The following is a 21,358-nucleotide window of genomic DNA, read 5'->3' on the forward strand; positions in this document are numbered from 1 at the left end:
GTAGGGGATGCGCGCATTTCGTCCCATCGAATCCACTTACAGCAATCTTACAATTTCGTAAGACAAACCATTACGAATGCTGATTATGCTGTGCCTCCTGCTGCCGCAGCTCGATCCGTCTGATTTTACCGGAAGTCGTCTTCGGCAGTTCCTGTACAAATTCGATTTTGCGCGGGTATTTATACGGAGCCGTTAATTGCTTCACATGGTTTTGCAATTCCCCGATCAACTCTTCGGATGGCTCATTCCCTTTTTTCAGGATGACAAAGGCTTTTACCACATGACCACGCTCTGGATCTGGACTGGCAACCGCCGCACATTCCGCTACTGCCGCGTGCTTCACCAACGCATCCTCGACTTCAAACGGACCAATTGTATATCCACCTGAGATGATAATGTCGTCTGAACGTCCTTCGAACCAGATGTAGCCATCTTCGTCCATGCGACCTTGGTCACCGGTCACGTACCAGTCGCCGCGAAACGCTCTGGCTGTTCGCTGGGGATCATCCAGATAGCCTTTGAACAGCGCCACCATATGGCGATCAATGGCAATATCGCCCACTTTACCTACTGGCAGCTCCGCTCCTTCTTCGTCAATAATAGCGATCCTCACAACTGGCGATGGCTTGCCCATCGAACCTGGCCTCGGCTCCATGCCGACAAAGGTACCCACCAGCAAAGTGTTTTCTGTCTGTCCGTATCCGTCTCGCACGGTCAACTGGAATACGCGGCGGAATGTGTCGATCACTTCCCGATTGAGCGGTTCACCGGCGGAACATGCGGAGCGCAAAGCGGACAGCTTGTATTGTTCCAAATCCGTTACTTTTGCCATGATTCTATACTCGGTTGGCGTCGCACACAAAACAGAAACCGGATACTTTTGCAGAATTGTCAAATAATTTTCCGCAGAGAACTTTCCTTTATAGACAAACGCAGTCGCTCCCAGTCCTAACGTAGAGACAAACGGGCTCCAGATCCACTTGGCCCAACCAGGCCCAGCCGTTGCCCAAACGACGTCACCTTCACGAACGTCCAGCCACTGCGTAGCAGCCACAGCCAAATGCGCAAACGGCCAACCGTGAACGTGCATAACCCCTTTTGGTCCCCCAGTCGTCCCTGATGTATAAGACAGGAAGGCCAGCTCATCCGACTTCGTGTTGACTACCTCAAATTCTGTGTCCTGCCCTTGGAGCAATCCCTCAAGCGAAATCCACGCTTCTTTCTCTTCGCCAGTCGTGATGTAGTGTTGCAGTGTAGAACAGTTACCTCTCGTCAGATCAACCTCACTCATTGCTCCGGCGAAGCTGATCACAGCCTTGACTTTTGCATGATTGATCCGGTACTCGATATCTTTGGAACGCAGCATCTCAGACCCTGGCAATATCACTGCCCCCAGCTTCAGCAGTGCCAAATAAAGACCGTAAGCCAATGTTCCTCGGGAAACCAGGACGAGTACCCGATCCCCATGCTCGATTCCAATGGACCCGAGTCCATTTGCAATTTTATTTGAATATTGGCGCAAATCTTCGTACGTAAGGATACTTTCTTGACCTTGTTCATCTAGCTCCCAAACCGCTCGTCTCTCTGGATGTTTTTTCGCCCATTCGTCCACCTGGGCAGCGAAGTTATAGTTCACTGGCATGTTTAGTTCCATAGTCACATCTCCACCTTTTCTAAGAGTGATGAATAATAATTCGACATAACTATAATTCTTACCTTTTTCTTTCGACAAAAATGGGACAAAAAAAGGCCAACCTTTTGCATGGGGTTGACCTCCCTTCTTTATTCCTGTCATTCTACTTGCTCCGTGATCGTTGCAGCCTTCCCAGAACGCTGTTTTCTTTTTTCCCTCCACTCTTGAAAGCTGCCGACAATTCCGCTCGGAAAGCAGAGCACGACCAAAATATACAGCAAGCCAAGGAAGATGACCCATCTCTCGAATATGGGGTGAAGCTTCGCCAACTCAGTCAGCCCGTGATGCGCCAGCTCCACGATCCCCGACCCCAAAATAGAGCCAAATAGCGTTCCCAGCCCACCGATCATGCTCATTAACAGCGCATCCAGCGTCGTTTCAATCGAAAATACTTGCGTGTTTACGAATCGCAGCATGACCGCGTACAAGCCTCCACTAATTGCAGCAACCACTCCAGCGACAATGCTGACGATTACCTTATAATGAAGAATTTGATAGCCTAATGCTTCCGCGCGTTGTTCATTTTGACCGATTGCTTTCAATACTTTGCCGAGTGGAGAGCGCGTAAACGCCCGTAAGATGACGAACAGCATGACCATTAGGATCAGGCATACATAGTAAAAGGACAAACGATCACGAAATAGCTCAGGCACCGGGAAGGTGAAGCCATCGCCACCCATCGTCAGCGAGCGCCATTTTTCTGCCAACACGAATAGCAGTTGGGAAATCGCCAAGGTCAGCATCGCATAAAAATGACTTTTCAATCGCAAGGACAGCATCCCGATCACATAGCTGAGAATACCGGAGAGCACGATAGCAACGAGTACGCCAAGCAAGAAATAACTGATCGTCGCCTCAAAATTTTTCAGGAATAAAGATACAGAGTACGCACCTATTCCGAAAAACATACAGTGTCCGAACGAGACGATCCCCGTATAGCCGAGCAACAAATCAAAGCTCATCGCAAAAATCGCAAAGATAAAGATTTGGGTGAACAAGATGTACATGCTTCGCGAGTCAGAAAGAAACGGCAAAAGCGCCAAGGATAGAAAGACAAAAACAATAAAGCGATGGTTCAACAATCCGGATGTAGTCAACGCATGATCACCCCTTCGCTCCAAACAGGCCGGATGGTTTGATAAGCAGCACTGCCAGCATCAGCAGCATATTCACTGCCAGTGAAAGCTCTGGAACGAAGTAAGCCATAAACGAGCCAAGCACCCCTACTAAAAGCGCCGCAATCATAGAGCCTTGAACGCTTCCCATCCCTCCGACAATGACGACAATGAATGCCAGAATCGCATACTGCATACCCATTTCCGCAAAAATAACCCCCGAATACGGTGCCAGCAGACTTCCTCCGAGCGCGGCCATGCCTGCCCCCAGCAAAAAGACGAAAGTAAACACTCGTTTAATATTGATGCCAAGTGCCTGCACCATTTCCTTATCGATGACGCCCGCTCGGACGATTAAGCCTAGTCTGGTTCGCGTCAATAACAGGTGCAACCCGACGTACACAACTATTCCCACTGCGATGACGAACAAGCGATATGTGATCAATATGATGTCGCCAAGTTCGATGCTCCCTTGCAAATAATCTGGTAATATCGCCCGAATGGGATTGGGGCTCCAAAATACCTTGAGCAGTTCACTTATTACGAGCATCCCGCCCAATGTTACAAGCAGTTGCTGAATGTGATCACCGTACACGGGACGGATCAGCACGCGCTCTAACACGAAGCCAAGCAGCATCCCGATGACAACAGCCCCTACGATGGCCAGAAGAAAGCTATCCGTCAATCCGAAAAGCCATACACCAGCAAAAGCTCCCCAGGCAAACAAACCACCGTGAGCAAAGTTCAATACACTCATTAAGCCAAAGATCAACGTGAGCCCGGAAGCGAGCAAGAAAATGAGTGTGCCTGTCGCCAGTCCATTTACAAGCAAATTAGTCGCGACATCCATTTCATCTTCCCCCTCCCTGTTATGCGCTCAGGCAATGCCCAAATACTTTTGTCTTGTATCTGCATCATCCTTCAACTCCTGCATCGCGCCACCGCGGACAATTTTCCCTTCATCCATCAAGTAGTACTGCTCGCCGATCATGCTCGCCATCATAAAGTTTTGCTCAACTAAAAGCACGGTCGTTTTCTGCTTCATCGAATCGATGTGGAACATGAGCTTTTCAACCATGATGGGCGCCAGTCCCTTACTCGGCTCGTCAATTAACAAGAGTCCGTTGCTGTTCACATAAGCTCGTGCAATCGCCAGCATTTGCTTTTGACCACCGCTTAAGTGCCCACTTTTCTTTTTCCAGTAGTGACGCAGGTCAGGAAATAGATCCAGCATCCACGCGAGCTTTTCTTTTTGTTCGTCGTCATTCTTTTGCATGGCAAGCCGGAACGTCTCTTCTACCGTAAAATCATGAAAAATCCCTTGATTCTCGGGCACATAGCCAATCCCCTTACGCGCAATGGAATAGGTCGGCAGATGTCCGATTTCTTCTCCTAGATAGCGGATTTGGCCATGACGGATCGGGGCTAGCCCCATGATGGAACGAAGCGTCGTTGTTTTGCCCGCTCCGTTTCGACCAAACAACACGGTAATACTGCCTGCTTGCACGGATAGCGAGACACCCTGCAAGATGTGAAACTGGTCGAGGTACGTTTCGATCTGATCAAGTTGCAGCATCATGCTTATACAACCCTCCCAAGTAGGCAGACTGCACCTGTTCATTTCGCATCATGTCAGTCGGTGTCCCCTCAGCCAATAGCTCTCCATGAAATAGAACGACCATGTGATCGGAGAGTGATTTGACCATGTCCATCTTGTGTTCAATTAGGATGATCGTGCACGAATGACTTTCCTTAATCGATTCGATCACCTTCAATACAGCGGGGACTTCCTCCAACGAAATCCCTGCCGTCGGTTCGTCGAGTAAGAGAACATCCGGACGCAGTCCAAGGAGCATGGCTAGCTCCAGCTTTCGTTTCTCCCCATGCGCCAGTAGGCTTGCCAGCACATCCGCCTTTTTTTCCAGCAATACCAGATGCAGCAATCGCTCGACTTCCTCAGCCTGTCGCATCTGATCTGGCTTGGAAATCCATAGACGAAACCGAACGCCCTGTGCCGCTTGCACTGCTAATCGAATATTTTCCCGCACCGTTAGCTTGGGAAATAGGTTTGTCAATTGAAACGAACGGCCAATACCCAATCTCGCTCGTGCTGCTGGGGGCAAGTGTGTAATATCTTGCCCCTTGTACTTGATCGTTCCTTGCGATGGAATAAGCTGCCCACTTAACAAGTTAAACAATGTCGTCTTTCCTGCTCCATTTGGTCCGATGATCGACGTAAATCGCTGCTTCGGTATTCGTAGCGAGACCTTGTTTATGACTGTTTGCTCCCCGAATGCTACGCTGAGGTCAACCGTTTCCAACAAGTAACCCATCACACACCTCCTCTACTTCTGGTTCCTGACAGGTGGTGCTGTCTCATCCATCGTCATTTCCCGGACGAGTACAGGCACAGGATGATCGACTCCGTCTTTTTTCTCCAATTTGATCGCATACAACGTTTGCAGTGCCTGATGATCCTCCGCCCGGAACTGCATCTGGCCCTTCGGCGTATCAAAGGTCATGCCCTCCATCGTAGCAATCAGCTTTTCCGAATTTGTATCGGCGTTGGTCTTTTTCAGTGCTTCCACAATCGCTACGGCTGCCGTCATCCCACCTGCCGTAAATAAATCTGGAATCTCGCCATGAAAACGCTTCTTGTGTTCATCGATGAGCCAGTCGTTCATTTTCGTTTTCGGAAGCGAATGGTAATACACCGAGAAACCTTCCATCCCGATCATTGCCTCCATCGTTTTCAAGGCAGCGATATCAGGTGCTCCCGTAGATACCTTGATGCCTTTTTGCTGAACTTGCATATCTTGAAGCTGTTTCCACGGGGAGTTCGAGCCTGCCCACGTGATGAACACATATTCGGGTTTGGCGCTGATGATTTTTTGGATGTTGGCTGTAAAATCAGTCGTGTTCGTGTCCACGTATTGCTCTTCGATGATGACAGCCCCTAATTTTTCAGCCGCGGTCTTAAAGGCTTCGATCCCTTCTCGACCGTAGGCGCTGTCTTGGGCCATCGTCGCGATCTTCGTTCCTTTGGAAGCAATCGCCGCAGCACCAGCAACTGCGTCCTGCGAAGAATTTCGACCTGTGCGGAAAATGTATTTGTTCCAGTTTTTCCCGGTGATACTATCTGCTACAGCCGGTTCTACAACCATGACTTTTTTGTACTCCTCTGCCAGGGGAAGGACAGCTAGCGTATCGCCTGAACTCGAGGAGCCTACGAGAAAATCTACCTTGTCCGTCTCCAAAAGCTTCGTCGCTTTTTGGACGGCAACATCCGGCTTCGTCTCCGTATCTTCCACGACAAACTCGATCTTTTTGCCAGCGATCTCTCGCTTGCCCTCTGTTGCATAATCGAGTCCGAGCTCAAAACCCCTTGCCGTCTGCTTACCGTAGCTCTCCAATGGCCCCGTAAGGGAAGCGAGTACGCCTACCTTGATCGTATTACTACCAGATGAAGCGCTTTCATTTTGACTGCAACCAACAACAAGCACGACTGACATCGCTAGCGGGAGCAACATTTTCCATCCTCTTTTTTTCACGTCCGTTCCTCCTCAAGAGTCAAAATGTTCATTGCGATTCGGCTAACCATTCCAGTACCGTTGCAGCCCACGTATAGCCAGTTCCAGCACTGACAGCTACGACAATATCCCCTGGAGCCAGACGTCCCTCTTGCTGTGCGACATGTAGTCCAATACACGGGTCGAGTGCAGACAAATGCCCGTAATGATCGAGATAGACAGCCTGCTCCTCGCTAAGTTGCAAACGTTCCAACAGCTCCAAGAACATCGAACGCTTTGTGTGCAAAGGAAGCAGCAGCTTCAAATCCTGCAAGGAACGGTTGCTTTTTGCCAATGCCTGCTCTACTACATGGACAAAGTTCGGTATCGAGATGGGATCAAGTCGTTCTTTCATATCGACCGGATTCGGTACATCGATGTAGTGGAGTCTGTTTTCCACCGTTTCATGACTAGGTTGGTGCCTCGAGCCGCCTGCAGGAACCCTTATATCATCGTGGAAAGAACCATCGGTAATGACACAACTGTGGAGAATTTTGCTCTTTGTCGCACCACGCTTTACGAGAGCCGCTGTCCCCCCATCTGCAAAATTAAACATGAAGCGTGAGCGAGGATTGTCGTAATCGACGATTTGTGATTCTTTACAGCCAGCAACCAGCAAGATGTTTTCAATCGATGCATCTGCCGTCAGCATATCTTTGGCAACCTTCAAGGCGATTGGAAAGCACGAGCTGACGTTCATCATCTCGAAGCCGTATGCGTTTGTCGCTTTAAGTTCGTATGTAATCTTCGGTGCGCTGGACCATACATAGTAATCTTTGTGCGGACTGCCGAAGTAAATAATCACGTCAATCTCAGATGGATCGATCACCGATTCGGTTAGCTGTTGGGCAGCGAGCACAGCGAGGTCTGATGCATGAAGGGTATCATCTGCGACATGCTTTTGATAAAGACCGAATTTTTCGATAATAACTCGTGTAGGGATTCCTGTCTTTTCAGCCAATCGCTCAGCGGTTTCTACTCCCTCTGGAAAAAATACGGACGTCGCTTCCACTCCGATGGTCTGCTCGTGAATCGTATTTGCATCAAGATGATTCATACTTTCGCTCCTTCCCTCGGTACGAGCATCGTCGCTGTTCCAGTCAGAACTACTTTTCTATGTTGATTCACACATTCCGTAAGCAAGCGGATTATACCCCGCTCTTCCTGATATTCCAACACGGTGGCGGTCGCAGTGATCGTGTCTCCAATTAATACCGGAGCCGTAAACTGAATGGTTTGCTCCTTGTAAATGGAACCGATGCCAGGCAACTGCATCCCGAGCAATCTGGACAACATACTCGCCGTCAACAGTCCATGTGAGATACGCTGTCCAAACCGCGTGTCTTTTGCGTACTGTTGGTCGATGTGCACCGGATTGTAATCCCCACTCATTCCCGCAAATAGGACGATATCTGTTTCCGTAATCGTTCTGCTAAAAGATGCTTGCTCTCCTATTGCAAATCTCGCCATGTGAATCACCTCATTGCGTAATGGAATCGCTCTTCAATCTGGTCAATGCTTGCTTGATGATTTTCCCTGTTGCATTGCGTGGCAGCTCGGTTAAAAACACGAATGACTTCGGGATTTTATACTTCGCCAGTCTTTGCTCACAATGTGCTTTGATGTGTGCTTCTGTGATGACTGCACCTGATTTGGGCACGATAAACGCCTTCGCGACCTCTCCCCATTTTTCATCGGGTATACCGACGACTGCGGCTTCCTGAACGCCATCCAGCTCGCTGATGACCTGCTCCAGCTCCAACGGATAAATGTTCTCCCCGCCTGAGATAATCATATCTTTGCGCCTACCTACGATATAGGCGAACCCTTCTTCATCAAAACGCGCCAAATCCCCTGTGTACAGCCAGCCATCCCGGATGGTCTTGGCTGTTTCTTCTGGTCTGTTCCAGTATTCTTTCATCACATTCGGACCTTTGACGAGCAGTTCTCCGATTTCGCCCTGACCCACGTCTTTTCCGTCATCCGAGATCAGGCGGACTTCACAAAACATAACGGGCTTTCCGATTGAACCGGCTTTTCTTTTTGCATCTTCCTTCGCAATCATAAACACGGTGGGTGATGTTTCTGTCAGGCCGTATCCTTGTCCAAAAGGGAGGCCTCGCTCCTGAAAGTGCTGGATGAGTTCCATGGGGCATGGAGCGCCGCCGTTGTAAAACCAACGGACGGAATCGAATGATGTGGTAGCAAATACGGGACTTTGACGAATGGCTTCATGAATGGCGGGCACACCCATCACGATGGTGACTCGGTGTGTTTCCATTAATTGAATCGCTTTATCAGGGTCGAACTTCCCGGCGATAACGACGCGACCGCCAGCAAGCCATGTTGGGAAGGCAAACAGTCCGATTCCCCCGATATGAAAGAGTGGCAACAAGACAATCGAGCAGTCTTCTGAGGTGAGATCAAGCGCGGCTACATTGTGTACGGCGTTCCAAAACATATTTTCTTGGGTGAGCACCGCTCCCTTGGGCTTACCTGTCGTTCCTGATGTATAGCAAATGATGTATGGATCATCTCCACTGCCGTCATCTGCCTCGGTCCTACTGTTCTGGGATGACTCACTCGGGCCATCCTGGCTACAAGGGAGCTCTCCCGGTTCCAGCCATATCATGTGCTCAACACTGGCTTTCGCCTTAATCAGCTCAACGGTGGCACCAAACTCGGGCTGGGCACATAACACGCGGATACCACTATCCTCAAACTGATAGTCTAATTCGGCAGGGGTCAAGCGGATATTAAAGGGGACGGCAATCGCACCGAGTTTGGCGATGGCAAACAGCAAGAGCACATACTCCAAACTGTTCTGGGACAAAATGCCGATCCTGTCTCCCTTTTTGACCTGTAGCTCATGTCGTAAATAGTTGGCAAGACGTTGGATCTGCTCATTCATTTGCTGATACGTAAGTGATTGATCGTTGGCAATCACTGCGATCCGCGTCGGAGTGATTCGGGCTCGCTTTTCAATCCAATAAGCAATTCCGTGCATGAACTCTACTCCTTTGCTATAAAATGGATCGGTTACGGCTTGGCAGCAATCCCTTTCATAATCATCGACATGGCCGTTTCTAACACCTCTTCCGGTACGTCTTCATTTTCCCAGTAAACCCAACGCATCCCGATGAATTGTCCGATCGACATGAGGCAATAAGCTAGCGTCTCATGATCCATCTCCCGAAACGCACCTTCGTTCATGGCGTTCTTCAGACTTCGTACGTACCCCGCTGCCAATTTGGCGTAATACCAGCGATACAGCTCCTGATCGACGAGGGCAGCCTGTTGAATAATGCTGTACATGTTGCGATGATGTTTAATCCAACGAAAAAAGGCCAGAAATCCCAGGCGCAAATTCTCTTCTTGTGTGGTCGCACCCATGATCGCTTCTTTGATCGTTGAGCGAAGCTCTCTGCTGAGCTGCCTGATCAATTCATCATAAATCGCTTTCTTTGACTCAAAATAATTGTAAAACGTTCCTTGGGACACCTGTGCATGCTGTGTGATCAAGACGATGGACGCATCATAATAGCCCAGCTCACCAAACACATGCTCTGCGGCATCCAGTATTTTTTTGCGGGTCTCCTGTCCTTTCTTGGTTAAAACAGGGGTAGGTAGAGTATTTTCTGACACCTGAATCACCTCTCAGTTTTTATTATATGTACAATTCGAAATATTACAACATATTTCTCGATGTTCATTTTCAGCGAACGGAAATCGGTATGATTCCCTTACCCTATTGGCAGAAATTGACGCGAAACGATCTGGGTGAACAAACGTCATATATATTACAAAAGCTCCCATGCGAATGCACGAGAGCTGAAATGGATTTGCTGCTTAAATGACGCGCTTGATTTTAACTGTGCGCTTTTCCCAGTTCGTACCATCGTACTTGGAATAAGTCACACCAGGACTACCGTACGTGTGCAGGATTTTCCCATCCCCTGCATAAATAGCTACGTGTGTAATTCGATCAGAAGAACTGGTTACCGATGCCTTCATGAAGATCAGATCACCTTTTTGCAGATTGCTCTTGGAAACAGATTTCCCCACAGTAGATTGCTGGCGGGAATCGCGCGGCAATGTAATGCCCGCTTCTTTAAACACGCGTTGTGTAAAGGAAGAGCAATCGAATGTTTTGGTCGTACTGCTGCTAGACCCGTATTTGTATTTTGTGCCCATATACTTTTCGCCATTTTTAATGACTTGGTCGGCAATATTGCTTACCGGCTTTTCTGGCTTGCTAGGCGTATTCTCTGAGGAATTGCTATCAATAACACGACGAGCCCCTACAAATTTGTTGCTGTACTCCGAATATTTTTTTACAACTACTTCGTCTTCCCCTTTCGAAGAATACACGAATTGATCACTGCCTATGTATATTCCCATAAAGGTTGGGCTGCCGCTTCCGCTAGATGCGAAGAACACCAAATCTCCTGGCGCCACGCTTTTTTCGGATACTTTCGTCCCAGTCTTGTACAGGCTAGAGATTGTGCTCCCGATGGAAATCCCTACTTGTTTGTAAGCATACGTAGCCAGCTCCGCTGATCCGAATTGCTTCGGTCCCTTTGCTTTGTACTCGTAATCCTTCCCAATCAAAGAAGTAGCAATATTTGCAACCTCAGACTGTTTTGAATCTTGTGTCTTAGCGGCCACTACTCCAGCTTGACCACCCATTAACAGGGACGTACTCAGCATGACTGCTACTGTTGACTTCATTACCCAATCTCGTTTCGTCACTTTCTTTTCCTCCATGTCATGTTGTGGCACCCGTCTTGGGTACATGGACAGAATAGCGCAGGAGGAAACAGGAGGATAAGACCGTAAAATTTTCCAATGATGGAATTGGTAGCATGGGACTAGTCAGAAAACAAGGTGTAATGTAGGCGGTTGCTACTTCTTAGTTCCATGGAACCATAAAAGTTACAAAACGGTATCAAAGATGATTTTCTTCGCAAAAACCCGCTATATTGCTGGCCCGAACTCAAAACAAAAACCATCTTCTGCATGTTTCTGTCAGAAGATGGTTCTCCATTTGTACCTATTTCATGTTCGCCGTAAACTGTCCCCAAGTCTCTTCTCCCCACTTGAGAGTCAGGACATCTCCATCCGTAACAGGGCCTACCCCCGCTGGCGTACCCGTGTAAATGATATCCCCTTGATTCAGACCTAGATTTTCAGAAATATAGGCCATAATGGTTTGCAAATCAAATATCACATCACGCAGATTGCCGCGTTGCACTTGCTCTCCATTTTTCAGCAAGGAAAAATCCGTTTGGTGCAGCTCATGGATACCAGGGAAAGGATGAAACGGCGTCAAAATTGCTGAATTTTTAAACCCTTTTGCCAACAACCATGGATGCCCTGCTTTCTTCAGCTCGCTCTGAACATCCCGCAAAGTAAAGTCGATTCCGAGTGCTATTTTGTCAATCATCTCGTCTAGTGTAACCCCAGCCTCATACGGTCTCGCGATGTGAATCACAAGCTCCGCCTCATAATGGAGCTCTCCACGAGATGCCGGAAGCTCAATCGCCTCGCCATTTGCCATTGCAAGCGCATGTGTTGGCTTATCAAAGATCATTGGCTTGGTTGGCACATCGTTCCCCAACTCCGCTGCATGCAATCGATAGTTACGCCCGATACAGTAAATATTTTTGACTGACTCCATTTTGTCCTCTCCTTTGGTGGCTGTCTCTTTTTTCACTATATCATGGCTGCACGGCGTATTACAGCTTGTCTTGTTCGTCCTCTTCCACACAGTAGTTTCGATAGCCAGGCCAAAGACGGGCATTTCCTCGTGCTTCTACTTCAATCACGGTATCACAAATAGATTCCAATGCACTCTCCAGGTCCATCTCTTGCTCAGAGCTCCAGGAAAATTCGTAATGGAACATCACTTGCTGCTCTGTCGCTTCGGAGAGAACAAACGCAAACTGCTGCTGTTGTTCCACAACATGCTTTCTGGCTTCAACCGTCGCTTCTACCGAGAACAAACCATCCCATTCAGCTACCATATATGTAGAAGTCACATCAATCCACAGGGAGGGAGTATCATTCGTCCTGCGAAAAATAACAGAGTCCTCCCGATAAAAGCCGTAGCCAGAGGGCAGCGCACCTGAGAGCTTGAACGGGATTCCTACCGGCAAATCCTGTGGCTTCAATGCGTGGACGAGTCTCCCAGGCAAAAGATAGTAACCGTCCTGCTGGCGATCTAACCGTTCTCCCATGACGAGAACCTCTTGATTGTGTGAATCACCTGTCACCTGAACGAACATCACGGCACCTCCCTCTCCATACAGTATGGTCAGGAATGCATGACTCAAAACGAAACAGCCATCCATTTTTTTCCTGACGAAATGCCGAAAAAAACGGGGTTCATCCATAGGATGCCCCCTTTATTCCTGCTAAGCTACGCACGTATGATCGCAATCACAACATGTTCGTCATCGTATGATTTTGCCTTGATTTTCACAGGGAAATCATACAAGTTGGTGAATTTAAAATCCTTATAACCATAGGCTACTGTGGCATCTTGACCCAGAGGTACGTATCCCACTGATTTGCTGTGGTTATGCCGTTCCACCATGATCATCCCCGCTTCAGCAGCGGCATTGTAAAGCGTGCTGGAAACCTGACAAATCCCGCCTCCATAGTCATCAGCGAGCTGGCCATTCTGAATAACACCGGCCTTTTGCCAACCATCCTCAGACAAATTCGAATTTCCCACTATTTCATTGAAAGAAAACACCTGTTGCGGCTTGATTTTTTCATTATGAATCTTGCTCAGTGCTTGCTTGATGTTATGTTTACGCGCATCTGTGCTGTTTTTCATCGAAGAGTAATAAAACCCGAGAACCTCCTCTTCCTTGAGGTCCATCTTCTCCACATACTTTTCCTGTAACTTTTCCTGCAAGTCGATAGCAGGAGATAACGGGTCTACTTGTAACGCCATTGCATGCTCAGGCGCGTAGTTCATACCTAGTGAGAACACAAGTGCCACTGTCGCTATCGTGATCGGCCACTGCCGAACTTTCTTCATTTCTACTTCCTCTCCCACATTTGTTGATCGATTTATATATAGCCTGTCATTGTTATTACACCTTGCCACTAACAATGTAACGTATGGGAAAAGCGACAATCAACCTGCAAATGTTGGGCTTTTTGGCCTACAGCAGTTCTACTCGTCGTCCTCATCGATAACCCCAAGAGCTTTGTTCTTTTCTTTAAAGCGCTGGTTATGGGAAGAAACATAGGCCATCCGATCTGCTACCGGGTCTATGTGTAATTTGGCACTGTTTACAGCCACAGCAGCATCTGTGAATGCTCCCGCGATCAGCGTAATTTTGCTGTCAAAGCTCGCAAAATCTCCCGCCGCAAAAATCCCTGGCAGATTCGTTGCCAGACGAGGACTGACAAACACGTTCCACTCATCCATGTCCAAGCCCCACTCTTTTATCCCGGTGAAATCGGCCTTCAATCCGTGATTGACGATGATGGCGTCTACATCGATTTGCTCTGTCTCGTCTGTCTCCAAATGACGTATCGTCACTTTATCGATCGTTTCTTTGTCTGAGCTTTGCAATTGCGTGACCGCATATGGGGTGCGAACGATCGCAGATGACTCTTTCATGCGCTTTACATTCCGCTCATGTCCACCAAATACATCACGGCGATGCACGACAGTTACGGACGCTGCGATTTGCACCAGTTCGTTTGCCCAATCGACCGCGGAGTCCCCGCCCCCTGAGATGAGGACGTGCTTCCCACGGAATGGCTCCAATTCCTGCACCGTATAATGAAGATTTGTCACCTCGTAGCGCTCGGCTCCCTCGATCTCCAGCTTTGCCATTTTCAAAATGCCTCGGCCCAAAGCCAATATGATCGTGCGAGTCCAATGTCGTCTCCCCGATTTTGCAACGAGTATGTACGTGCCATCTTCTTGTGGCTCCAGTCCAATAATCGCCTCGCCTAGCACGATGGTGGGATCAAATGTCTTTGCTTGCTCCACCAGATTGGCAACCAGCTTTTCACATAGTTGTGGGGGTACACCGCCCACATCCCAGATCATTTTTTCTGGATAGATCAACATTCGTCCACCGAGCTCTTCTTTCGCTTCAATGAGTTTCGTCTTCATATCGCGCATTCCGCTATAAAAGGCAGCGTACATCCCCGCAGGGCCACCGCCAATAATGGTTACATCAAACAGCTCCAACTGTTTTGCCACAACTACCCCTCCACCGTCTCTCATGTTTGTTTATGAATCATCAATAACATTATTGAAAATGAGATTCATTATCACATTGTGATTGTAATGGAAAATGGAGGAGGATTCAATATTCAAGAAAAAATAAAAAAAGGCTCGTAATTAGCTTCATCAGCCAATTTACGAACCTGTTGTCTACCATATGGTGCGGTCGAGAGGACTTGAACCTCCACGGTGTTGCCACCACTAGAACCTGAATCTAGCGCGTCTGCCAATTCCGCCACGACCGCATAAAAATGGTGCCGGCAATAGGACTTGAACCCACAACCCCCTGATTACAAGTCAGGTGCTCTACCAATTGAGCTATACCGGCACATTACGAGAAACTATGTAATTCGCACATTCTAGTGAAAGAATGGCGGAGCTGACGGGACTCGAACCCGCGACCTCCGGTGTGACAGACCGGCGTGAACTCCAACTTCACCACAGCTCCATGTGGTTTTGTCTCCTGCTTGCAGCGACTTCTGTAATATAGCACGTTCCTATCTCTTGATGCAATAGTTTTTAAAAAATAAAATAAAGATTATTTTTTTCATAGATTTACCAAGCAAAATCCGCTAGAATTTTAGCTAGATATGCAGATTTTAGTAGATTGGTGGAGACGATGACATGAAAAAGACTTCAAGGCTACTCACCTTCCTCGCGCTCTTCACTCTGCTGCCTACTGCTGCCCATGCATCCTCATCGGCATATGTGGTATCAGCAGGTGATACGCTGAGCAAGATCGCTCGCGAGCATCAAGTAACGGTGGATCAAATCATTCAATGGAACCAACTGAACGATGATAGATTGTCAATTGGACAAACTTTGTCAATTCATGGTGCAAGCACTTCTGGCTCCATTGCGACTGACCTTCCTTCTGATGTAGCTGTCGATCAGAATGACAACGCTACCAGTGAGTCGAAAGAACTAACCGCTGGTGAAAAAGCCCGTGTCACTGGTGATGTGCTGAATGTGCGTAAAAAGCCTTCGACTGACGCAAAAGTATTAGGCAAGCTAAGAATCGGTTCCATTGTAGAAGTCGTAGAAACGGGTAGTGAATGGACGAAAATTGAATTCGAAGATCGTGAAGCATACGTTGCTACAGAGTTCCTAAGTCCAAACCTCACTTCTACCGTTTCGCTGCCTGCCGAGATAAATGAAGAAGATCTGGGTCGTATGAAGGAAATTTTTGAGCCATTGCTCAATACACCATACGTCTTAGGCGGAACTACTCCGAATGGCTTTGATTGTAGTGGCTTTACTTCATACGTTTTTGAACAGCTTGGGGTTACACTTCCGCGCACTTCTGAAGATCAATTCCGTGGCGGTCAAGAAGTATCACTGGATCAAGCACAACCTGGTGACCTCTTGTTCTACGATGCGCTTGGAAAAGGACGCGTGTCCCACGTAGCGATCTATCTGGGTAATGGAGCAATCGTACATGCGAATGGCGAAGATGTTCGCTATGGCAAAGTAGAATACATGCATAAGCTCTACCCGTTTTACGGAGTGAAGCGTTACGCTAATTTCCAGTAAGCTTTCCTACACATAAAAGCAAACAAACAGCCCTCTCTGCCTTTACAGCAGTTCGAGGGCTGTTTGTGTTTCTGTTTGCTTAATGTATTTCGGTATTATGGGCCTGCTGTTGCTGTTGTTGTTGCCCCCCGATTTCGATTTTGCCCAACGCTTGCTTCATTTTGTCGAGCTGAAGCTGATAATCACGAACGACTACAGTAAGAACACTGACAGATTCCTTGAAATCCGGCTCGCTGCTTACTCTGTCTATGGCTCTATGTAAATGCAGCATCTTGTTCTCCGTTTCCCGTAATAGGTCGAGTAACTGCAATCCGTTTACCACGTAATCACCTCATCTGTTTTTTCTTACTTTCTCCTTCCCCTCCGTTCCCTATGCGTACAAAAACGCTTTGCATCATGAATAAAAAACGTCCGCTAACAACATAGCGGACGTTCCTTTTATATTAGTTCAGTCGTGCAGACGCGAGCTCAACGAACTTGTCGATATCTTTTGCAACCAAAGAGAGTGAATTCCGCCAGAAATCGACTGAGCGTACATCAACATCCATAATGGCTGCTACATCTGCCACACTCATTTTGCCTGTTACAGACAAGAGCTTGTCGTACTGCTCAACAAAAGCTTCCCCGCGCTTGAGATACTCTGCGTACAATCCTTTCGCGAACAGAAGCCCAAAAGCATACGGGAAGTTGTAGAAATTGTAATCCGCGCTATAATAGTGCGGTTTACATACCCACATGTACGGGTGTAGGGCTGCCGGGTCCAAACCATCCCCGTAAGCGTCCTTTTGCGCTTGCAGCATTAGTTCGTTCAATGTGGAAACAGACAAGGCACCTTCTGTTCTGCGCTCAAATACAGCCGTCTCGAACAAGTAACGGCTATAAATATCGACGATCACCTGACTTGCTCCACTAATATCATTTTCCAAAATCGCAAATGCTTCCTCGGAGGTCGCCTGTTCAAGCGCTGCATTGGCAATGATGGTTTCACACAAAATGGACGCGGTTTCGGCGATTGGCATCGGGTATTCGCTATTCAAGAATGCTTCGTTTACGAGACATTCTCCGTGATAGCCATGTCCCAATTCATGTGCCATTGTGCTCACATCGCTGTAGCTACCAGTGTAGTTGGACATGATTCTGCTCTCCCCTACGATGTGCAGGTTGTAGCAGAATGCCCCTCCACGCTTGCCTTCACGAATCTCACCATCAATCCACTGATTGTCATATGCTCGTGCTGCATAGTTGGCGAGCTTTTCGCTAAAGCTACCAAAGTGCTTCACGATGAAGTCGCGGGATTCCTCATACGAGAACCGCATGTCTGCCTCGCCCACTGGCGCAAACAAATCATAAAACGGCAACTGAGCACTCTCATGACCGAGCAGCCTCGCCTTTGTACGGAAGTATTGATGGAAGGATGGCAGGCTCTCACGCATCGCCTGAAGCATCGCTTCGAGCGTCTCGCGGTCCATGCGGGAGTCTTGTAACGTCTTATCCAGCGGCGATTCATAGCCTCTGAGCTTCGCTACGGTAATAACCTCGCCCTTAATTCCATTCAAGCTGGCAGCAGCGGCTTCAACGATTTTTTTGTAAGCGACAAGCTCCGCCTCGTATGCCGTTTTGCGAAGCTGCGGATCTTTTTCGTTCGCCATGTTCCGCACCACTGGCAATGGAAGCTGCTTGTGCTCCCCATCGACTGTAATGTCTACCAGCAAAGTGGAAGTCAACATTTCATGGAGCTTTGTCCATGCATTTGACCCTGTATTTTTCATTTTTGCCAGGACGATTTCTTCTTTTTCGCTCAACATGTATTTGCTCTTGTCTGACATTTCTGTCAACATAAAGCGATGTGTTTCTAACAGCTCCGATTGGCTAATCAACTGGTCCAGGTTGCTCAACGATCCTAGCCATTTTTGGAATTGCACGCCTGGTTCAACTAGTTCCACAGCCTGATTCTGTACTTTTTCAATCGCGAGCAGGGCTACTTCATTCTTGGCATCTACGCTAGCAGTCAGCTCTCCGTAGGCGTACAAGCGGAATTGCGTTTGCAGAACGGAGGTCATCATCGTGATGTATGTCTCCATCTTCGCTACTGCATCTTCTGAAGATTGCAAGTTTTGCGCTGCCCAGCTTTTGATCTCTTCTGTTTCCCGTACGAACTTCTCCCAATCTTGTTTCCATTCTGGTGCATCAAACGAGGAATACAAGACATCCAATTTCCAGCGCATATTCATGGGCACGCGCCTCCTTTTCGCTTATGTAACAAGCCTATTGTAAAAAAATTTAGATGGATTCTGCAAGTTTTTACTAAGAAAACTTCTTTTGCGAGAATAAAAAGACTCTGCCGCTAGCTTAAGCAGAGTTCTTTTGTAGGCGATCAAGCTCTTACTGGCTGCGTCAAAAACGTTAATGCAGACAAGGCAAAAAGCTGGGTGGATTCTACCAATTGGTCAATTGTTACGTACTCATCTGCATGATGAGGGATGTGGCGATCGCCTGCGCCTGTCGTCAAAATTGGAATACCTGCCTTGTGCAGGAAGGTTCCATCTGTCGCTCCTGGAACGCCATTATATACGGGTTCTTTTTTCGTGATTTCCCGATAGGCGCTCGCGACAGCGGTCACGACTTCTTCCTTAATGCCAGTCAACGTCCAAGGACGCTCTTCGATGACTTCCAAGGTGGCTTTGAACTTGTCATCTTCTTTGCTTAATCCTTCTAATATCGCACTGATTTCTTTGTACAGCTCTTGGTGGTCCTGCCCGGGTACCGTGCGAATGTCAAGTGTAGTCATGCATTGATCCGGCACTACGTTAATTTGGGCGTCTCCTTTGACCGGTGCCTGCAAAATAGTCGGAGTAATACTCGGCCACCCCAACATCGGGTGCTCTCCCAGGCGAGCCATTTCCTTGCGCTCCAGCTCCTCTAATGCAACTATAGCGCGTGCCATCCTTGTGTTCGGATTGATTCCCGTCAGTGGCATGGCACCATGCGCCATTTTGCCAAACGTACGAAGGATGGCTCGCATCGCTCCTTTTTGCGTGATGCAGAGCTGATTTTCTTCCGGTTCACAGATGATCGCCGCATCGACATTGTTGGCCCAGCCGCGACGGATGAAATCTTTGATCCCGATCATCATGCTCTCCTCATCACAAGGGATGCACAGGAGGATTTTGCCTGTAAAAGACTGTTTGGATCGTTGGATAGCTTTGACGGCACATATCGCGGCAGCCAGATTTCCTTTTGTGTCACAGGAGCCACGCCCGTAGATACGTCCACCAGATATTGTCCCGCCAAAAGGATCGTAGCTCCAAGCATCCCGGTCCCCTTCTGTTACAACATCTGTATGGGCTTCGAACAAAAGCGTTTTGCCAGGCCTGCCCGAATCGTAAAAAGCGATGACATTCGGTCTGCCCGGAACAACCTCTTCATAGAAGACCTGCAAACCCATATTGCGAAGATACTCGGCGACAAATAGCGCGACCCGCTCTTCATTCGCTCCTGCCTGATCAGGGCGAAACACACTCGGAATTCTAACTAGCTCCTGCGTTAGGCGCACAACTTCCTGCTCGTCAACAAAGGATATTACCTGATTCATCCGACAATCCTCTCCTCTGCATCCAATTATGTTACACCTATTCCTGGAAGTAACTGCGATAAGATGGCAGTCCCCCTGCTTCCTCTGCGTGCTTAACCGCTTGGATAACGGCTTCTGCCAGCACATCTGCGGACAACGCACCCACCAGGTCTACACTCGCCTCTACTTCGCCTGTTGCTACTGCAAAGATCGTATCACCATCGTACATAGTGTGAATCGGACGGATCGTACGGGCAAGCCCGTCATGAGCCATTTGCGCTACTTTTTTTGCTTCTGCTTTTGACAAGCGGGCATTGCTCGCGACTACGGCAATCGTCGTGTTCGTACCTGGTGGGATCGGAGAAAAGGCTTGCTGGCGCATCATCTCCATGCTATCCCGAATGGTTCCCTGTTCATCTCTCGGCCCAGCTAGGATCGTCCCTGACTGCGGATCTGCGACATGACCGACCGCATTTACAGCGACGATTGCGCCTATGACAAGTCCATTGGGTAAAATCGCGGAAGCTGTGCCCAACCCGCTCTTCATCGCATTCGCAAATCCATTCAGCTTGCCTACTGACGCACCTGTACCAGCTCCGACGTTTCCTTGTGCTACTGTCTCACGGCTTGCCGCCTGTGCTGCCTCATAGCCCATATGACGATCCGGACGAACCCGATAGTCGCCTACAGCCAGGTCGAACAAGACTGCTGCTGGAACGATAGGAACGACGCCATAGCCAACATCTAGCCCGATGCCTTGTTCCTCCAAATACTGCATGACACCTGTAGCAGCATCCAAACCGTATGCACTGCCACCTGAGAGGCAAATCGCATGGACGACACTCACCAGATTGATAGGGTCCAAAAGGTCCGTCTCGCGGGTGCCCGGGGCAGAACCCCGGACATCCACGCCGCAGACAGACGGCTTTTCCAGCATAATCACACTGCATCCCGTTAATGTTTTTTCGTTTTGTGCATGCCCGACGAGAACGCCGGGTACGTCAACAATCGTTCCGGTCATTATAAGTCTCCTGAAATTTTCGATTTTTGTCTGCCCGCTGAGCCCAATTTCTTCCATGCCGCAACGACAGCCAATGTAACAATGACAGAAACAATTGCTTCTGGCAAACCGCTCGTGATTGCGACTGTTGTCGCTACACCAAGCGTCATGTATCCTCGAATAACGGCCATGCCCAGTACCAAAATCGTGTTTGTCATCGCCCCAATAAAGCCAGCGGCACCAATCGCCAAGTACTGATTGACGTTTTTCAAACCAACATAGGTCAAGTACGCAGTCACACCGATGAACAACCGTGGCAGGATGGCGACAAGAGGGTCTTTAAACAGCGGGACGGTGGCATTTAAGAAAGAAGAGACTCCAAATATAAGGCCAATGATCATACCAACGCCCCAGCCCTCCATTATGCCCCCGATAACAGCCGGGATGTGCATAATAGTGGCATTGCCCGCTGCTGTCGGAACCGGAATGTAGCCGAGACGTGTCACCCCGAGCAAAATCGCTATCGCGCCCAGAACGCCTGCAATGACAATCTTGCGAACGGTCAAGCCTTTTTCCATGCATACTCCTCCTTTTACGAGTTTTATGTGGAATGCCCT

The 21,358-nt window shown here is 48.4% G+C and carries 21 protein-coding genes and 3 tRNA genes; 1 reads left to right on the top strand and 23 read right to left on the bottom strand.

Features of this window, described 5'->3' with window-relative positions:
• Positions 1-70: 70 nt before the first annotated feature.
• From ASG16_RS24430 to ASG16_RS24515, 18 genes are all read right to left on the bottom strand, one after another.
• Complete coding sequence (locus ASG16_RS24430; protein ID WP_056493074.1) at positions 71-1,654, bottom strand: acetate--CoA ligase; 1,584 nt, start codon at positions 1,652-1,654, stop codon at positions 71-73.
• A gap of 137 nt (positions 1,655-1,791) precedes the next feature.
• Positions 1,792-2,790, bottom strand: a complete 999-nt coding sequence (locus ASG16_RS24435) for a branched-chain amino acid ABC transporter permease (RefSeq protein ID WP_056493072.1) — start codon at positions 2,788-2,790, stop codon at positions 1,792-1,794.
• Positions 2,791-2,797: 7 nt separating this feature from the next.
• Positions 2,798-3,658: a branched-chain amino acid ABC transporter permease gene (locus ASG16_RS24440; protein ID WP_056493067.1), complete on the bottom strand. Its 861-nt coding sequence runs from the start codon at positions 3,656-3,658 to the stop codon at positions 2,798-2,800.
• 27 nt (positions 3,659-3,685) lie between these two features.
• Positions 3,686-4,387 (bottom strand): ABC transporter ATP-binding protein, encoded by a 702-nt coding sequence (locus ASG16_RS24445; RefSeq protein WP_048032743.1) that lies wholly within the window; start codon positions 4,385-4,387, stop codon positions 3,686-3,688.
• The gene (locus ASG16_RS24450) at positions 4,371-5,141 is read right to left on the bottom strand and encodes an ABC transporter ATP-binding protein (protein WP_056493063.1); all 771 of its coding nucleotides are present in this window, start codon (positions 5,139-5,141) and stop codon (positions 4,371-4,373) included. Before ASG16_RS24450 ends, ASG16_RS24445 begins: the two co-directional genes overlap by 17 nt.
• A gap of 12 nt (positions 5,142-5,153) precedes the next feature.
• Positions 5,154-6,320 (bottom strand): substrate-binding domain-containing protein, encoded by a 1,167-nt coding sequence (locus ASG16_RS24455; RefSeq protein WP_370444417.1) that lies wholly within the window; start codon positions 6,318-6,320, stop codon positions 5,154-5,156.
• 67 nt (positions 6,321-6,387) lie between these two features.
• Complete coding sequence (locus ASG16_RS24460; protein WP_056493060.1) at positions 6,388-7,434, bottom strand: 3-oxoacyl-ACP synthase; 1,047 nt, start codon at positions 7,432-7,434, stop codon at positions 6,388-6,390.
• Entirely contained in the window at positions 7,431-7,847 is a 417-nt protein-coding gene (locus ASG16_RS24465; RefSeq protein ID WP_056493056.1) for a MaoC family dehydratase, read from the bottom strand. The genes ASG16_RS24460 and ASG16_RS24465 overlap by 4 nt, the downstream gene beginning before the upstream one ends.
• A 10-nt stretch (positions 7,848-7,857) precedes the next feature.
• A complete protein-coding gene (locus tag ASG16_RS24470) occupies positions 7,858-9,384 on the bottom strand; it encodes an o-succinylbenzoate--CoA ligase (RefSeq protein WP_056493053.1) in 1,527 nt (508 codons plus the stop codon).
• A gap of 32 nt (positions 9,385-9,416) precedes the next feature.
• A complete protein-coding gene (locus ASG16_RS24475; RefSeq protein WP_056493050.1) occupies positions 9,417-10,022 on the bottom strand; it encodes a TetR/AcrR family transcriptional regulator in 606 nt (201 codons plus the stop codon).
• Between the two features lie 204 nt (positions 10,023-10,226).
• Positions 10,227-11,129, bottom strand: coding sequence for a C40 family peptidase (locus ASG16_RS24480; protein ID WP_056493047.1), 903 nt, complete (start codon positions 11,127-11,129; stop codon positions 10,227-10,229).
• A 301-nt stretch (positions 11,130-11,430) separates the two neighbouring features.
• Positions 11,431-12,057 (bottom strand): fumarylacetoacetate hydrolase family protein, encoded by a 627-nt coding sequence (locus ASG16_RS24485; RefSeq protein WP_056493044.1) that lies wholly within the window; start codon positions 12,055-12,057, stop codon positions 11,431-11,433.
• Between the two features lie 58 nt (positions 12,058-12,115).
• A complete protein-coding gene (locus tag ASG16_RS24490; RefSeq protein WP_056493351.1) occupies positions 12,116-12,664 on the bottom strand; it encodes a hypothetical protein in 549 nt (182 codons plus the stop codon).
• Between the two features lie 134 nt (positions 12,665-12,798).
• Positions 12,799-13,428 (bottom strand): VanW family protein, encoded by a 630-nt coding sequence (locus ASG16_RS24495; RefSeq protein ID WP_056493041.1) that lies wholly within the window; start codon positions 13,426-13,428, stop codon positions 12,799-12,801.
• Positions 13,429-13,566: 138 nt separating this feature from the next.
• Positions 13,567-14,613 carry an NAD(P)/FAD-dependent oxidoreductase gene (locus ASG16_RS24500; protein WP_056493038.1) on the bottom strand — a complete coding sequence of 349 codons (1,047 nt, stop codon included), beginning with the start codon at positions 14,611-14,613 and terminating at the stop codon, positions 13,567-13,569.
• A gap of 182 nt (positions 14,614-14,795) precedes the next feature.
• Positions 14,796-14,882 (bottom strand) — tRNA-Leu (locus ASG16_RS24505).
• 7 nt (positions 14,883-14,889) lie between these two features.
• Positions 14,890-14,965 (bottom strand) — tRNA-Thr (locus ASG16_RS24510).
• A gap of 43 nt (positions 14,966-15,008) precedes the next feature.
• Positions 15,009-15,085: transfer RNA gene (locus ASG16_RS24515), tRNA-Asp, on the bottom strand.
• 176 nt (positions 15,086-15,261) lie between these two features.
• Between ASG16_RS24515 and ASG16_RS24520 the strand changes: the two genes are divergently transcribed.
• Positions 15,262-16,170, top strand: a complete 909-nt coding sequence (locus tag ASG16_RS24520; RefSeq protein WP_056493035.1) for a C40 family peptidase — start codon at positions 15,262-15,264, stop codon at positions 16,168-16,170.
• A gap of 79 nt (positions 16,171-16,249) precedes the next feature.
• Here ASG16_RS24520 and ASG16_RS24525 read toward each other — a convergent pair whose 3' ends face one another.
• From ASG16_RS24525 to ASG16_RS24545, 5 genes are all read right to left on the bottom strand, one after another.
• Positions 16,250-16,492 (bottom strand): hypothetical protein, encoded by a 243-nt coding sequence (locus tag ASG16_RS24525; protein WP_007722993.1) that lies wholly within the window; start codon positions 16,490-16,492, stop codon positions 16,250-16,252.
• 121 nt (positions 16,493-16,613) lie between these two features.
• The gene (locus tag ASG16_RS24530; RefSeq protein WP_056493032.1) at positions 16,614-18,401 is read right to left on the bottom strand and encodes a M3 family oligoendopeptidase; all 1,788 of its coding nucleotides are present in this window, start codon (positions 18,399-18,401) and stop codon (positions 16,614-16,616) included.
• 143 nt (positions 18,402-18,544) lie between these two features.
• Positions 18,545-19,762, bottom strand: coding sequence for a M20 family metallopeptidase (locus ASG16_RS24535; RefSeq protein ID WP_056493028.1), 1,218 nt, complete (start codon positions 19,760-19,762; stop codon positions 18,545-18,547).
• A 37-nt stretch (positions 19,763-19,799) separates the two neighbouring features.
• Positions 19,800-20,762 carry a P1 family peptidase gene (locus ASG16_RS24540; protein ID WP_056493026.1) on the bottom strand — a complete coding sequence of 321 codons (963 nt, stop codon included), beginning with the start codon at positions 20,760-20,762 and terminating at the stop codon, positions 19,800-19,802.
• A complete protein-coding gene (locus tag ASG16_RS24545; protein ID WP_056493023.1) occupies positions 20,762-21,319 on the bottom strand; it encodes an ECF transporter S component in 558 nt (185 codons plus the stop codon). The genes ASG16_RS24540 and ASG16_RS24545 overlap by 1 nt, the downstream gene beginning before the upstream one ends.
• Positions 21,320-21,358: the final 39 nt, after the last annotated feature.

Origin of the sequence: Brevibacillus sp. Leaf182 (assembly GCF_001423865.2) — a bacterium.
In the GTDB taxonomy this organism is placed as follows: domain Bacteria; phylum Bacillota; class Bacilli; order Brevibacillales; family Brevibacillaceae; genus Brevibacillus; species Brevibacillus brevis_C.

What these genes read in the sequence shown, in the direction of transcription:
- ASG16_RS24430 (WP_056493074.1), bottom strand. Translation starts at nt 1,654, where the DNA reads ATGGAACTAAACATGCCAGTGAACTATAACTTCGCTGCCCAGGTGGAC.
- ASG16_RS24440 (WP_056493067.1), bottom strand. Translation starts at nt 3,658, where the DNA reads ATGGATGTCGCGACTAATTTGCTTGTAAATGGACTGGCGACAGGCACA.
- ASG16_RS24445 (WP_048032743.1), bottom strand. Translation starts at nt 4,387, where the DNA reads ATGATGCTGCAACTTGATCAGATCGAAACGTACCTCGACCAGTTTCAC.
- ASG16_RS24450 (WP_056493063.1), bottom strand. Translation starts at nt 5,141, where the DNA reads ATGGGTTACTTGTTGGAAACGGTTGACCTCAGCGTAGCATTCGGGGAG.
- ASG16_RS24455 (WP_370444417.1), bottom strand. Translation starts at nt 6,320, where the DNA reads ATGTCAGTCGTGCTTGTTGTTGGTTGCAGTCAAAATGAAAGCGCTTCA.
- ASG16_RS24460 (WP_056493060.1), bottom strand. Translation starts at nt 7,434, where the DNA reads ATGAATCATCTTGATGCAAATACGATTCACGAGCAGACCATCGGAGTG.
- ASG16_RS24465 (WP_056493056.1), bottom strand. Translation starts at nt 7,847, where the DNA reads ATGGCGAGATTTGCAATAGGAGAGCAAGCATCTTTTAGCAGAACGATT.
- ASG16_RS24470 (WP_056493053.1), bottom strand. Translation starts at nt 9,384, where the DNA reads ATGCACGGAATTGCTTATTGGATTGAAAAGCGAGCCCGAATCACTCCG.
- ASG16_RS24485 (WP_056493044.1), bottom strand. Translation starts at nt 12,057, where the DNA reads ATGGAGTCAGTCAAAAATATTTACTGTATCGGGCGTAACTATCGATTG.
- ASG16_RS24490 (WP_056493351.1), bottom strand. Translation starts at nt 12,664, where the DNA reads ATGTTCGTTCAGGTGACAGGTGATTCACACAATCAAGAGGTTCTCGTC.
- ASG16_RS24495 (WP_056493041.1), bottom strand. Translation starts at nt 13,428, where the DNA reads ATGAAGAAAGTTCGGCAGTGGCCGATCACGATAGCGACAGTGGCACTT.
- ASG16_RS24520 (WP_056493035.1), top strand. Translation starts at nt 15,262, where the DNA reads ATGAAAAAGACTTCAAGGCTACTCACCTTCCTCGCGCTCTTCACTCTG.
- ASG16_RS24530 (WP_056493032.1), bottom strand. Translation starts at nt 18,401, where the DNA reads ATGAATATGCGCTGGAAATTGGATGTCTTGTATTCCTCGTTTGATGCA.
- ASG16_RS24535 (WP_056493028.1), bottom strand. Translation starts at nt 19,762, where the DNA reads ATGAATCAGGTAATATCCTTTGTTGACGAGCAGGAAGTTGTGCGCCTA.
- ASG16_RS24540 (WP_056493026.1), bottom strand. Translation starts at nt 20,762, where the DNA reads ATGACCGGAACGATTGTTGACGTACCCGGCGTTCTCGTCGGGCATGCA.
- ASG16_RS24545 (WP_056493023.1), bottom strand. Translation starts at nt 21,319, where the DNA reads ATGGAAAAAGGCTTGACCGTTCGCAAGATTGTCATTGCAGGCGTTCTG.